Genomic DNA, 13,269 nt, shown 5'->3' with positions numbered 1-13,269 from the left:
CGGGCGGGGTGGGAAAGGTCGGGTGGTCTCGCCATACGGTCCCGGCGGACCGCGGGGTCAGGCCGAACGGTCCAGGGCGCGCAGCGAGCGGTCCGTGATGGAACGGGCGCCACGGCCTATGGCGATGGTGCCGGACTGCACCAGCTCCTTGATCCCGAACGGCTCCAGCATCTTGAGCATCGCTTCCAGCTTTTCACTCGACCCGGTGGCCTCGATGGTGACGGCCTCGGGCGAGACGTCCACGGTCTTGGCGCGGAAGAGCTGGACGATCTCGACGACCTGCGAGCGGGTCTCGTTGTCGGCGCGGACCTTGGCCAGGACCAGTTCGCGCTGGACCGCGGCGCCCGGCTCCAACTCGACGATCTTCAGGACGTTGACGAGCTTGTTGAGCTGCTTGGTGACCTGCTCCAGCGGCAGCGACTCGACGCTGACGACGATGGTGATGCGGGAGATGTCGGGGTGCTCGGTGACCCCGACCGCGAGCGAGTCGATGTTGAAGCCGCGGCGGGAGAACAGCGCGGCGATCCGGGCGAGGATGCCGGGGGTGTTCTCCACCAGGACGGAGAGCGTGTGCTTGGACATGGTCTTCTCTCTTCTTCCGTGCGTCCGTGTCGTCCTGGGTCAGTCGTCTTCGTTGTCGCCGAAGTCGGGACGCACACCCCGGGCGGCCATGACCTCGTCGTTGGAGGTACCGGCGGCGACCATCGGCCACACCTGGGCGTCCTCGTGGACGATGAAGTCGATCACGACCGGGCGGTCATTGATGGCATTGGCCTTGGCGATGACCGCGTCCAGCTCGGCCGGGTCCTCGCAGCGCATCGCGACACAGCCCATCGCCTCGGACAGCTTCACGAAGTCCGGGACGCGGGTGCCGCCGCTGGCCTTGCCGGCCGTCACGAGGCCGTCGGCCTCGGGGCCGGAGTGCAGCACGGTGTTGGAGTAACGCTGGTTGTAGAACAGGGTCTGCCACTGGCGGACCATGCCCAGCGCGCCGTTGTTGATGATCGCGACCTTGATCGGGATGTTGTTCAGCGCGCAGGTGACCAGTTCCTGGTTGGTCATCTGGAAGCAGCCGTCGCCGTCGATCGCCCAGACCGTACGGTCGGGCCGGCCGGCCTTGGCGCCCATCGCGGCGGGGACGGCGTACCCCATCGTCCCGGCGCCGCCGGAGTTCAGCCAGGTCGAGGGCTGTTCGTAGCCGATGAAGTGGGCGGCCCACATCTGGTGCTGGCCGACGCCCGCGGCGTAGATGGTGTCGGCGGGGGCGAGCTGCCCGATCCGCTCGATGACCTGCTGCGGGGAGAGGCTGCCGTCGTCGGGCTGGTCGTAGCCGAGCGGGTAGGTGTCGCGCCAGCGGTTGAGGTCCTTCCACCAGGCGCTGTAGTCGCCCTTGTGGCCGGCGTCGTGCTCGGCCTGGACGGCGACGATCAGATCGGCGATGACCTCCCGGGCGTCACCGACGATCGGCACGTCCGCGACGCGGTTCTTGCCGATCTCCGCCGGGTCGATGTCCGCGTGCACGACCTTGGCATACGGCGCGAAGGAGTCCAGCTTGCCGGTGACGCGGTCGTCGAAGCGGGCGCCGAGGGTGATCAGCAGGTCCGACTTCTGCAGCGCGGTGACGGCGGTGACCGCACCGTGCATACCGGGCATGCCGACATGCTGCGGGTGGCTGTCGGGGAAGGCGCCCAGCGCCATCAGGGTGGTGGTGACGGGGGCGCCGGTCAGCTCGGCGAGCACCTTCAGCTCGGCGGTGGCGCCGGCCTTGATCACCCCGCCGCCGACGTAGAGCACCGGGCGCTTGGACTCGGCGATCAGCCGGGCGGCCTCGCGGATCTGCTTGGCGTGCGGCTTGGTCACCGGGCGGTAGCCGGGGAGCTCGGTGTGCGGCGGCCAGACGAAGGTGGTCTGCGCCTGGAGGGCGTCCTTGGCGATGTCGACCAGGACCGGGCCGGGGCGGCCGGTGGCCGCGATGTGGAACGCCTCGGCGATCGTCCGGGGGATCTCGGCAGGGTCGGTGACCAGGAAGTTGTGCTTGGTGATCGGCATCGTGATGCCGCAGATGTCCGCCTCCTGGAAGGCGTCCGTGCCGATCGCCTTGGACGCGACCTGGCCGGTGATCGCGACCAGCGGGACGGAGTCCATATGGGCGTCGGCGATCGGGGTGACGAGGTTGGTGGCACCCGGACCGGAAGTTGCCATGCACACCCCGACCCTGCCGGTGGCCTGGGCGTATCCGGTGGCCGCATGGCCGGCGCCCTGCTCGTGGCGCACCAGGACGTGCCGGACCTTCGAGGAGTCCATCATCGGGTCGTACGCAGGCAGGATCGCACCGCCGGGAATGCCGAACACGGTGTCGGCCCCGACCTCCTCGAGCGAACGGATCAGGGACTGCGCGCCCGTGACGTGCTCGACGGTGGCGGGCTGCTGCGGTCCGCCGGAGTGACGGGCCCGCGGCTGCGGATGGTGGGCCCCGGAGGCCTGCTCGGTCATCTGCGTCTCTTCTCGAAGCTGAGGGTTTTGACGGGATTTGTGAGGTCGTGTGCAACAAAAAACCCCCCGTGCCAGGTGGCAAGCGAGGGGAGCGCGTCGGTGCGGTTACCGGGTTTCGTCAGTGACCCGGCTTCAGCCGACGCGCTTTCCAAGTACGAGAATTCGGGTGCGCATGGCACTGACCTTCCCCCCGCCGCGCACTGAGTGTCAAGTGGGTGGGACGGGGGTCTCACTATTTGAGCGCAATGGCGGATGCGCGAGCGAATCCGGACCCGCCAGTGGGCCGTGCCGGACGGGCAGTCCGCTGCCGGTGAGCACCACCGCCCGGCTCTGGCCCGGCAGCTCCGGCACCGGATAGTGGGCGTGCGACAGGGACCGCCGCAGCCGGTGTTCGTCGAGCGGTCCGGAGAAGGCCATGCCCATGCCGTGCGTGCAGCCCATGGAGCGCAGCGCGAGAACCTGCTCGGGCAGATCGACGCCGTCCGCGACGGACTGCATCCCCAGGTCGCCGGCGATCCGCAGCAGTCCTGCGGTGATCTTGTGCAGCCGGGCGGACTCCACCACGCCGTCGACCAGCCCGCGGTCCAGCCGCAGGATGTCGACCGGGAGCCGGCGCAGCGCGCTGATGGCGGCATATCCGCTGCCGAAGCCGTCGAGGGCGATCCGTACGCCCAGGCGGCGCAGCGCGACCAACCGGCGCTCCAGGTCGTCGAGCGGGATCCGGGAATCGCTTTCGGACAGTTCCAGCACCAGCGCGCGCGAGGGCAGGCCGTGCCGGGTGAGCAGCGACTCGACGCCCTTGGGGGACAGCGCATGGTCCATCAGCCGACGGGCGGGGAGCCGGACCGCCACCGGGACCGTGAACCCGGCGCGGTGACGGGCGGCGGCCTGTTCGACGGCCTCCTCCAGCTGCCAGCGGTCCAGCTCCGCGGCGCGGTCGCCGTCGTCGGTGAGCCGCCCGCGGTCGCCGACCCGCAGGAATTCGGCCGGGGTGAAGAGGATGCCCTGGGCGGAGCGCCAGCGGGCGTGGGCCGCGACCGCGGTGACCCGGCCGCCGGACAGCTCCACCACCGGCTGGTGCAGCAGCGTGAACGCGCCGTCGTGCAGGGCCGTACGGAGCTTGCTGGCGAGCTCGGCACGGTGTGCCACCTCGCTCTGCATCTGAGGTGCGTACAACTCCACCCGGCCCTTGCCGGCCTGCTTGGCGCGGTACATCGCGAGGTCGGCGTTGCGCAGCAGGCCCGCGGGGCTCACACCGGGGTCGGCGAAGGCGACGCCGATACTGGCCGCCACCCGGACGTCCCGGCCGTCGATGCGGTAGGGCTCGGTGAGCTTGATGCGCAGCCGGTCGGCGATCTCGTGGATACGGAATTCGCGGGCGGCGTGGTCGCGGGTGCCGTCGCCGGTGATCAGGGCGGCGAATTCGTCGCCGCCCAGCCGCGCCGCTATGTCCCCGGAGCGCACCGAGTCACCGAGCCTGCGGGCGGCCTGCACCAGCAGTTCGTCGCCCGCCTGATGGCCGATGGTGTCGTTGACCTGCTTGAAGCCGTCCAGGTCGATGTAGAGCACGGCGGTGTCGTGGTCGCTGGCCCGGCGGCCGGTGACGGCCTGGGTGACGCGTTCGGTGAACAGCGCGCGGTTGGGCAGGTCGGTGAGCGCGTCGTGTGAGGCGTTGTGCTGGAGCTGGGCCTGCAGCCGGACGCGTTCGGTGACATCGCGGGAGTTGAAGATCAGGCCGCCGTGGTGGCGGTTGACCGTGGATTCGACGTTCAGCCAGCCGTCGCCGCCGGAGCGCTGCTCGCCGGCGCGGAAGCGGCACTCGATACGGGTGGTCGGTTCGTCCTCGGGGGCGGCGGCGAGGAATCTGCGGACCTCGTGCACCACCCGGCCGAGGTCGTCGGGATGGATCAGTGAAGCCAGCTCGGAGCCGACCAGCTCCTCGGCGTCGCGCCCGTAGACACCTGCGGCGGCGGGGCTCACATAGCGGAGCACACCGGTCGGGGCGGCGATCATGATGACGTCGCTGGAGCCCTGCACCAGGGAGCGGAAGTGGTTCTCCTTCTGCGCGAGTTCCTGGGTCAGGGTGATGTTGTCGAGCAGCATGATGCCCTGACGGACCACCAGCGCCAGCACGACCGTGCAGCCGGTGAAGAGCACCACGCGGTCGATGCGCCGCCCGTCGAGGACGTTGGTGAGGATGCCCAGGGTGCAGACGGCGGCGGCGAGGTAGGGGGTCAGCGCGGCGAGGGAGCCCGCGATCGGGCGGCTGCCGGGCGGCGGGACCGGGCGGGCGGCGGGCTTGACGTCCTCCTCGGGGCACTCCTCGCCCACGCGGCGGGCGACCCAGGGCGCATACGCGAGCAGTATCGAGCCGGCGAACCACCCGGCGTCCAGGATCTGCCCGGAGCGGTAGTGCTCGCGCAGCAGCGGCGAGCTGAACAGGGCGTCGCACAGCACGGTCAGCGCCAGCGCGGCGACGGCGGTGTTGATGGCCGAGCGGTGCACGGAGGAGCGCCGGAAGTGCAGCGCGAGCACCATGCTCACCAGCACGATGTCCAGCAGCGGATAGGCCAGCGACAGGGCACTCTGGGCCACGCTGCGGCCCTGGAAGTGGGCGGTGTGTGCGAGCGCGAGGCTCCATGAGAGGGTGACCAGCGATCCTGCGATCAGCCAGGAGTCGAGGCCCAGGCAGACCCAACCGGCCCTGGTCACCGGCCTCTTGGCGAGCACCAGCAGACCGACGATGGCCGGTGGCGCGAACAGCAGGAAGCAGAAGTCGGCCAGGCACGGGCTGGGCACCGCGGTGCGCTGGACGACCTCGTACCAGCCCCATACGCCGTTGCCGAGTCCGGCCATCCCGGACGAGGCGGCGAAGAGCATCCAGGCCGGGCGGAACCGGCTGCGGCTCTTGCGGGCGTACAGACCGCAGGAGAAGGCTGCCAGGAACGCCGCGAAACTGAGGCCGAAGTCCCCCATGAACGCGGCGACTTCAGGCGATCCCCAGCCGAAAGCGGCGCCGACGGCATAGCCGCCGCAGGCGACGGCGAGGACGATCTGCGGCACCGCGCCCGGCGGATTGCCGGCCGACGCCGGCGGCCGGGAGAGCATCGCCCCGGGGGCGCTCACCGGACTCTTCCCCTCACCCGGACCAGGCGTCGTCGCGAGCGGTGCGCCTGGGGACCTCGCAGTATTCCCGTGGGCGCTCGTGGATCGCGCTTCTCGCGAATCATCCATCGGCTGTACATCGCCCGTCGCCCCCCTCGAGTTCCGGATCTTTCGCACGCGCCGCATCCTTCCCGGCGTCGTCCCCGCTCGGGACGATACACCAGTTCCGTCACTCAGGGACATAGCATCTCTACGGAGCGTGACTGTCAGCGACTTGCGAACACTCTTTGCATTCGTACGGCCTCGTAGCGCTACTCGCAACCGGTCAGTCGGCGGTGACGACCACGTTCCGCAGCGGCTCGCCGGCCGCGAAAAGCGTCAACTGGTCGCGCAGCAGCCGCTTCGCACGGGGCAGGAAGGCAGAGCTGGGGCCCCCGACGTGTGGAGTGATGAGCACGCCAGGAGCGTGCCACAGCGGATGCCCGGGGGGCAGGGGTTCCGGATCGGTGACATCGAGTGCCGCGCGCAGCCGTCCGGATTCCAGTTCGGCAAGGAGCGCCTTGGTGTCGACGACGGCGCCGCGCGCGATGTTCACCAGCAGTGCGCCGTCCTTCATCCGGGCCAGGAAATCGGTTCCGACCAGGCCACGCGTCGCTTCGGTGAGCGGAGTTGCCAGCACGACCACGTCCGCGTCGGGCAAGAGGGCGGACACGTCGGAGAGTGGATGCACAGGACCGCGCACAGTGTCACGAGCGGTGCGTGCGACGCGCGCCACCCGCGCACATTCAAAAGGTGTGAGCCGGTCTTCGATGGCACTGCCGATCGAACCATAGCCCACAATGAGGACCGACTTGTCGGCAAGCGCAGGCTGGAAGCCCTTCCGCCACTCCCCCGCGTCCTGGCCCCGTACGAACCCGGGGATATCGCGCAGCGCCGCCAGCATCAGGGTGAGCGCCAGCTCGGCGGTGCTGGCGTCGTGCAGCCCCCGGGCGTTGCACAGCAGAGCGCCGGACGGCATCCACTTCAGCCCGGGGAGCATGTGCTCGATACCGGCGGTGAGGGTCTGCACCACCCGTACCCGGCTCATCCGGGACAGCGCACGCAGGCAGACCTCCGCGTCCTTCATGTAGGGGACGGCGTAGAACGCGCACCGGGCGGGGTCGGCCGGGTAGTCGGGGCCGGCGTCCCAGTGGACGTAAGGGAAGCCGTCGGGGAGGCCGTCGATCTCGCCGGGCGGGATCGGGAGCCATACGTCGTTCGCTTCGGTACGCCGGTCTGCGGTTGCCATGGCCGCAGGCTATGCGAAGAGACGTTCTGCTCAGACGTTAGTTTGGTCTGGCCCTTGACCGGGGGCGAGGGGATGGAGGCACAACCAGGTGGAGCGCAGGACAATCGGTGCGGCGGCTCTCGAAGTGGGCGCCATAGGGCTCGGCTGTATGCCGATGAGCTGGGGGTACACCGAGTCGCAGCGCAGCTTGGACAGCTCGCTGCGGGCCGTGCACACCGCGCTGGACCGGGGGTGCAGCCTGCTGGACACCGCCGATATGTACGGCCCGTTCACCAACGAGCTGCTGGTGGGGCGAGTGCTCAAGGAGCGGCGGGCGGACGCGTTCGTCTCGACCAAGTGCGGGCTGCTGGTGGGCGAGCAGCACATCGTCGCCAACGGGCGGCCCGGCTACGTCAAGCGCGCCTGTGACGCCTCGCTGCGCCGGCTGCAGACCGACCGTATCGATCTCTACCAGCTGCACCGGGCCGATCCCGAGGTGCCCGTGGAAGAGACCTGGGGAGCGATGGCGGAGCTGGTGGCGGCGGGGAAGGTGCGGTCGCTGGGGCTGTGCGCGGTGGGCGCGCGGGCGGTACGGCCGGCCCGCGCGGCCCGTGCGGAGCGGCGCCCGGCGGGCGGCAGGGCGCGCCCCCGCTCCCGGATGCACGACGGCACGCTGGCCCAACTGGAGCGCATCCAGCAGGTGTTCCCGGTCAGCAGTGTGCAGGCGGAGCTGTCGGTGTGGTCGCCGGAGGCGCTGGAGGAGCTGCTGCCGTGGTGTGCGTCGCGCGGCGTCGGCTTCCTGGCGGCGATGCCGCTGGGGAACGGCTATCTGACCGGCACCCTCACCCCGGGGCAGGGCTTCGAACCGGAGGACATACGGGCCCGCCACCCCCGCTTCACCGCGGAGATGATGGCCGCGAACCAGCCGGTGGTGGCCGGGCTGCGGCGGGTCGGCGCCCGCTACGGTGCCACGCCGGGGCAGGTGGCGCTGGCGTGGACGCTGGCGCAGGGCCGGCACGTGGTTCCGGTGCCGGGCACGAAGAAGGAAAGCTGGGCCGCGCAGAACGCCAAGGCCTCGGAGCTGGCACTCACCCGCGAGGACCTGGCGGAGATAGCCTCGCTGCCGCCGGCGCGCGGGTCCTGGTATTGAGCCGTCCACGGCGCGGCGGGGGCCCCGACGAGCCGTCCACGGCGCGGCGGGGGCCGCGATGTGGTGTTCTTGTCCACGCCCTGCCGACGAGAGGACCTCTGCCGTGCGACGCCGTTCTGGGACCGCCGTGTTGGCCGCCGCTTCGCTGCTCCTGGCGGCGGGCTGTTCGTCCGGCGGCGCGCAGCCCCAGGGCGGGGCGGGGTCCGCCCCGGCCAAGGGCCCCGGCGCCGCCGCCTCGCCGAGCGCCGCACCGTCGTCCCCCGCACCGCCCGCCAAGGGGTCGGTGAAGGTGACCGGCACCCTGGCCACCGGGCTGAAGTCGCCCTGGGGCGTGGCGGTGCTGCCGGGCGGGGATCTGCTGGTCTCCTCCCGTGACACCGGGAAGATCGTCCGGGTTGCGGCGCACGGCGGGAAGATCACCGAGCTGGGGTCGGTGCCGGGCGTGGACCCGGGGGGCGAGGGCGGGCTGCTGGGGATCGCGGTGTCCTCGGCGTTCGGGGCGGACCACGAGGTGTACGCGTACTTCACCACCGTGTCCGACAACCGCATCGCCCGCATGATCTACGACGAGAAGCGCCCGCAGGGCAATCAGCTGGGTGCGCCCGACACGATCTTCAAGGGCATCCCCAAGGGCCGGATCCACAACGGCGGCCGGATCGCCTTCGGCCCGGACAAGATGCTCTACGCCGGTACCGGTGAGAGCGGCGAGACCGCACTGGCCCAGGACAAGAAGTCGCCGGGCGGCAAGATCCTCCGGATGACGCCGGACGGCGAACCGGCGCACGGCAACCCCGAGGCGGACTCGGTGGTGTACGACTACGGGCACCGCAATGTGCAGGGGCTGGCCTGGGACCGGGACAAACGCCTGTGGGCCTCGGAGTTCGGGCAGAACACCTGGGACGAGCTCAATCTCATCGAGCCGGGCAGGAACTACGGCTGGCCGGAGGCCGAGGGCAAGGCCAAGGGCGCGGCGGCGGGTGCCGGGTTCGTGGACCCGGTCGAGGAGTGGAGGACCGCGGACGCCTCGCCCAGTGGCATCGCCTACGCCAAGGGCTCGATCTGGATGGCGTCGCTGCGCGGTGAACGACTGTGGCGGATCCCCCTGAACGGGACGAGGCCGGTGGCGGCTCCCCAGGCCTTCCTGACGGGCACCTACGGGCGGCTGCGGACCGTCGTGGCCGCCGAGGACGGTGCGTTGTGGCTGGTTACCAGCAATACGGACGGCCGGGGCAGGCCGCGCAAGGGCGATGACCGGATTCTCCGCCTCCAGGTGAGCTGACCGGCTGATCCCCTTTCCGGGTGCCCTGCTGCCTACACTCGGGCAGGGGGACGGGTGCGCGTCAACCGAAGAGGGGGCACGGCACCATGTTCAACATCGCGGAGGAACTGTTCGCGCCGGGGCGCAAGCACACCGACGAGGAGCGGCAGAAGATGTCGCTCGTCGTCGATGACGTGGGCGACGGCGATCCCGGCACGGGCCCGATCGACCTCTCCTCGGGGACCGTCGTCGTCAGGGCACCCCGGCCGGCCCCGGACGAGGGCACCCCGGCCGGCCACGGCCCTGGTCTCCGCGCTCGTCAGCATCGCACCGGGATCTGACCGTCCGGCAGGGGGTTTCGGCAGGCGGAACGCCCGGCCCGGTGCGAGGAGCACCCGGGGCCGGGCGGACGGCTGTGGGACGGCCCGCGGGTCCGGTGCCCGGGACGGCACGGGAGCCTCGCGGTCAGGCGGTGGCGCGGCGGATCCGCGCCCACCGGCCGCGGGTGGTCACCCGCCCTCCGGGTTCGTCCGCCCCGGAACGGGCGGCGCCGCGGCGCCCGGCCTCCGGGCCCCGTCCGCCTCGCGCGCCGGGCGCTGCCGGCCGGCCTCGCGGCGCAGCGCTTCGTGACGGACCCGGATCGCCGGCTCGGAGCGGTACCTGCTCGGAGCGGTACATGGTCTCTCCCCTGACGACGGTGAGGTGGTGTCCCGACGGCTTGCCGATGTGCTCAAGCCTCGTCGCCAAGGGGGGTCCGCCACATCGGGAGAGTTCCCGATCTCCGGCCCCGGGCGGTGCCCGGAAACCCGCGATGCTGCTGCCGGGCTCCTCAGGCACCGCCCGCGGCACCCTTACGGCGCGCTCGAAGAGCGCCCCGGGTGGCCTTACGGAGCCGTGGGCCCGGCACCCGTGGGGGCCTTGGGGACGGTGGGCATGTTCCCGAACAGGTCGAGGTACATGCCCGCGGAGATCAGGATGCCCAGCACACCGAGCGCCAGCCCGCCCCAGGCGACGGCCCGCACCCAGGTGGCGCGCTCGCGGGTGAGCACCAGCACGGCGGCGATCGCGGCGAGCAGCGCGAAGACGCCGTTGACCAGGGCATTGGTGTGCCAGGAGGCGCCGTAGACGGCAGAGATCTGGTCCGCGGCCTGGGCCTTGCCCGACTGGATCTTGATCTGGCCCATCAGGTTCGCGCGCTCGGCCAGCGTCGTGCCGAGCCAGGTGCCGGTGACGGACGCGAGGCCGAGCCCCGCGGCGACGACGGCACCGGCCCCGGCGGCGACGCCGGCGGCGGGCCCGGTGGTGGTGTGCTGGTCATGGCCGGCGTCATCGTCCGCGTCGAGGTCACTCTCCTCGTCCTGCGCGGCGAGGACGGCATTGTCGTCGGCGTGCTCGTCGGCCTTGGCGCCGGCCTTGGCGGCCGCCTCCGCCTCGGTGGTCTCCGGGATCGCAGCAGTCTCCTTGGCCCCCTGCGCCGGCCCGGTCGTCTCGTCGTCGGTTCGGTTCTCGGTCGTCCTGGTCGTTCCCATGGTCGCGACCGTAGGTGCCGTGTCTGAGAGTCGGATGAGAACCGCGGCAGCGGGCGGGCGACGGACGGCGACACGCCGGGCGAGGCCCCCCTCGAAGGGGCCCGTCCGGGGCGGGCCCTACACCCCTACCAGCGGTTTCTCCCCGTCCTGCGGTCCGGGCGGCCCCGCCGCCGCGCCCGGCTCCGGCGGCGGCTCGATGCCGATCCGGGGCAGCCACCGGTCGAGCCGGGACGGCAGCCACCAGTTGGCGCCGCCCAGCAGGTGCATCAGGGCGGGCACCAGGAGCGTACGCAGCACGAACGCGTCCAGGGCGACGGCGGAGGCCAGGCCGATGCCGAACATCGCGATGGTCCGGTCGCCGCTGAGGATGAAGGCCGCGAACACCGCGATCATGATGACCGCCGCCGAGTTGATCACCCGGCTGGTCTCGGCGAGGCCGACCCGTACCGCCCGGCAGTTGTCGTGCGTCAGCTGCCACTCCTCGTACATCCGGGAGACCAGGAACACCTGGTAGTCCATGGACAGGCCGAAGAGCACCGACACCATGATGACCGGCAGGAACGGTTCGACCGGCCCGGCGCTGCCGAGCCCCAGCGCTTCGCTGCCCCAGCCCCACTGGAAGATCGCGACAACGATCCCGAAGGACGCGGCGACGGCCGCGAGATTCATCAGCGCGGCCTTCAGCGGGATACCGATGCTGCGGAAGGCGAGCAGCAGCAGGAGCGAGCCGAGCGCGATGACGACACCGATGAAGAGCGGCAGCTTGCCGACGATGACGGACGCGAAGTCGTCATAGCTCGCGGTGATGCCGCCGACCCGTACCCGCAGCGTGCTCGCCTCCGCGGCCGCGGGCAGCACCTCCGTCCGCAGGTGCTGCACCAGGTCGGAGGTCTGCCGGGACTGCGGCGCGCTGGTGGGTACGACGGTGATCACGCCGGTGCTGTGGCTGCCGTTGTACTCGGGGGCGCCGACCTGGGCGATGCCGGGGGTGTCGCGCAGCCGGTGCGGCAGCTCGTCGAAGGCGATCCGGTCCTTGGCACCGTCCAGGGTGCCGACGAGCGTCAGCGGCCCGTTGAATCCGGGGCCGAAGCCGCTGCCGTGTCCGGCGCCGGGGCCGCCGCCCGCCAGCAGGTCGTACGCCTTGCGGGTGGTCGAGGTGGCCGGGTTGTTGCCCTGGTCGGAGGTGCCCAGGTGCAGTGTGAAGGTCGGCAGGGCCAGCACGAGCATGACGGCCGCCGCGGCCACCCCCAGCAGCCTGGGATGCCGCTCGACGAATCCGGACCAGCGGGCGGCGATTCCGGCGGGCCGCTCGGGCCGCGGTCCGTCCTCGGCCAGCCGCCGGCGCTCGCGACGGCTCAGCGCCCGCATCCCGATCAGCCCGAGCAGCGCCGGCAGCAGGGTGACGGCGGCCGCCACCGTCAGCACGACGGTCAGCGAAGCGGCGAGGGCCACGCCGTTGAGGAAGCCCAGCCGCAGGATCAGCATGCCCAGCAGGGCGATACAGACGGTGGCCCCGGCGAAGACGACCGCGCGCCCGGACACCGCGACGGCGCGGACGGCGGCCTCACCGACCGGCAGACCCGCGCGCAGGCCCTTGCGGTGCCGGGTGACGATGAACAGCGCATAGTCGATCCCGACGCCGAGACCGATCAGCATGCCGAGCATCGGGGCGAAGTCGGCGACCGTCATCACGTGGCTGAGCAGGGTGATGCCGGCCGAGGCGGTGCCGACGGCGGCCAGCGCGGTGACGATCGGCAGGAGGGTCGCGGCGAGCGAACCGAAGGCAAGGAAGAGCACCACGGCCGCCGCGCCCAGTCCGATGATCTCCGGGAGCTGGGCGCGCGGCGCCTCGGTCAGTGCGATCCCGGCGCCGCCCAGCTCGACCTGGAGGCCGCCGCCGGACGCGCTCTGCGCGGTGGTGACGACCGTGCGGACCTGTGCGGGGTCCAGCTCGTCGGTGGCACGGTCGAAGACCACGGGGGCGTAGGCGGTGTGCCCGTCCTTGCTGATCTGCTGCGCGCCCCGGCCGCCGGAGGCGCGCGCGCCGTGCGGGCCGTACGGACTCTGCACCTCGGAGACGCCGGGCAGCCCGGCGATCTTCTCCAGGGTGTGCGTCATCGTCGTGCGGACCGCGGCGGAGCGCACCGTTGCGGAGTCCGTGTGCCACACGATGCTGTCGCTGTCGCCGGACTGTCCGGGGAAGGCGCGGGCCAGCTGGGCCGAGGCCCGTCCGGATTCGGTCCCGGGCACCTCGTAGTTGTTCGAGTACGCGGAACCGGTCAGCCCCGCGGCGACGGCGACCCCCGAGAAGGCGGCGAGCCAGAGAACGATCACCACGATGCGGCGCCTGAGACACCACCGAGCCAGAGCGGTCACGGACCTCGTCTGCTTCCCGGGTTGGGCGTCGATATCTCCCGGGAGCGGGTGGTGCCGAGCGCGGATGTACGGGGACGGGGCGGGGCCACCG

9 protein-coding genes are annotated in these 13,269 nt (G+C 71.6%); 3 read left to right on the top strand and 6 right to left on the bottom strand.

The genetic code is table 11. The annotated features are described in order from the left end of the window. Positions 1 to 57: 57 nt before the first annotated feature. The 4 genes from ilvN to ACWGJY_RS04530 all read right to left on the bottom strand — a co-directional run bounded on the left by ilvN (position 58) and on the right by ACWGJY_RS04530 (position 6,886). Positions 58 to 582 carry an acetolactate synthase small subunit gene (ilvN, locus tag ACWGJY_RS04545; RefSeq protein WP_453259315.1) on the bottom strand — a complete coding sequence of 175 codons (525 nt, stop codon included), beginning with the start codon at positions 580 to 582 and terminating at the stop codon, positions 58 to 60. Positions 583 to 621: 39 nt separating this feature from the next. Beyond that, positions 622 to 2,493 carry an acetolactate synthase large subunit gene (locus tag ACWGJY_RS04540; RefSeq protein ID WP_453259314.1) on the bottom strand — a complete coding sequence of 624 codons (1,872 nt, stop codon included), beginning with the start codon at positions 2,491 to 2,493 and terminating at the stop codon, positions 622 to 624. Between the two features lie 207 nt (positions 2,494 to 2,700). Next, positions 2,701 to 5,619, bottom strand: a complete 2,919-nt coding sequence (locus tag ACWGJY_RS04535; RefSeq protein ID WP_453259313.1) for a putative bifunctional diguanylate cyclase/phosphodiesterase — start codon at positions 5,617 to 5,619, stop codon at positions 2,701 to 2,703. 304 nt (positions 5,620 to 5,923) lie between these two features. Further along, positions 5,924 to 6,886, bottom strand: a complete 963-nt coding sequence (locus ACWGJY_RS04530) for a 2-hydroxyacid dehydrogenase (protein ID WP_453259312.1) — start codon at positions 6,884 to 6,886, stop codon at positions 5,924 to 5,926. 88 nt (positions 6,887 to 6,974) lie between these two features. On the opposite strand from ACWGJY_RS04530, the gene ACWGJY_RS04525 reads away from it, so the two are divergent. The 3 genes from ACWGJY_RS04525 to ACWGJY_RS04515 all read left to right on the top strand — a co-directional run bounded on the left by ACWGJY_RS04525 (position 6,975) and on the right by ACWGJY_RS04515 (position 9,614). Beyond that, complete coding sequence (locus tag ACWGJY_RS04525; RefSeq protein WP_453259311.1) at positions 6,975 to 8,015, top strand: aldo/keto reductase; 1,041 nt, start codon at positions 6,975 to 6,977, stop codon at positions 8,013 to 8,015. A 103-nt stretch (positions 8,016 to 8,118) separates the two neighbouring features. Continuing rightward, positions 8,119 to 9,294 (top strand): PQQ-dependent sugar dehydrogenase, encoded by a 1,176-nt coding sequence (locus ACWGJY_RS04520; RefSeq protein ID WP_453259310.1) that lies wholly within the window; start codon positions 8,119 to 8,121, stop codon positions 9,292 to 9,294. Positions 9,295 to 9,380: 86 nt separating this feature from the next. Continuing rightward, the gene (locus ACWGJY_RS04515; RefSeq protein WP_453259309.1) at positions 9,381 to 9,614 is read left to right on the top strand and encodes a DUF6191 domain-containing protein; all 234 of its coding nucleotides are present in this window, start codon (positions 9,381 to 9,383) and stop codon (positions 9,612 to 9,614) included. A 543-nt stretch (positions 9,615 to 10,157) separates the two neighbouring features. Here ACWGJY_RS04515 and ACWGJY_RS04510 read toward each other — a convergent pair. Further along, a complete protein-coding gene (locus ACWGJY_RS04510) occupies positions 10,158 to 10,802 on the bottom strand; it encodes a hypothetical protein (RefSeq protein WP_453259308.1) in 645 nt (214 codons plus the stop codon). 117 nt (positions 10,803 to 10,919) lie between these two features. Next, positions 10,920 to 13,178 carry an MMPL family transporter gene (locus tag ACWGJY_RS04505; protein WP_453259307.1) on the bottom strand — a complete coding sequence of 753 codons (2,259 nt, stop codon included), beginning with the start codon at positions 13,176 to 13,178 and terminating at the stop codon, positions 10,920 to 10,922. Positions 13,179 to 13,269 lie beyond the last annotated feature (91 nt).

The sequence above is a fragment of the Streptomyces sp. NPDC054765 genome (genome assembly GCF_053612065.1).
Note: the sequence above shows the minus strand (reverse complement) of the source record. Positions and strands in the feature narration are given on the sequence as shown.

Bases quoted from the DNA above. Each gene is read 5' to 3' on its own strand.
- ilvN (WP_453259315.1), bottom strand. From the start codon at position 582: ATGTCCAAGCACACGCTCTCCGTCCTGGTGGAGAACACCCCCGGCATC.
- ACWGJY_RS04540 (WP_453259314.1), bottom strand. From the start codon at position 2,493: ATGACCGAGCAGGCCTCCGGGGCCCACCATCCGCAGCCGCGGGCCCGT.
- ACWGJY_RS04530 (WP_453259312.1), bottom strand. From the start codon at position 6,886: ATGGCAACCGCAGACCGGCGTACCGAAGCGAACGACGTATGGCTCCCG.
- ACWGJY_RS04515 (WP_453259309.1), top strand. From the start codon at position 9,381: ATGTTCAACATCGCGGAGGAACTGTTCGCGCCGGGGCGCAAGCACACC.
- ACWGJY_RS04510 (WP_453259308.1), bottom strand. From the start codon at position 10,802: ATGGGAACGACCAGGACGACCGAGAACCGAACCGACGACGAGACGACC.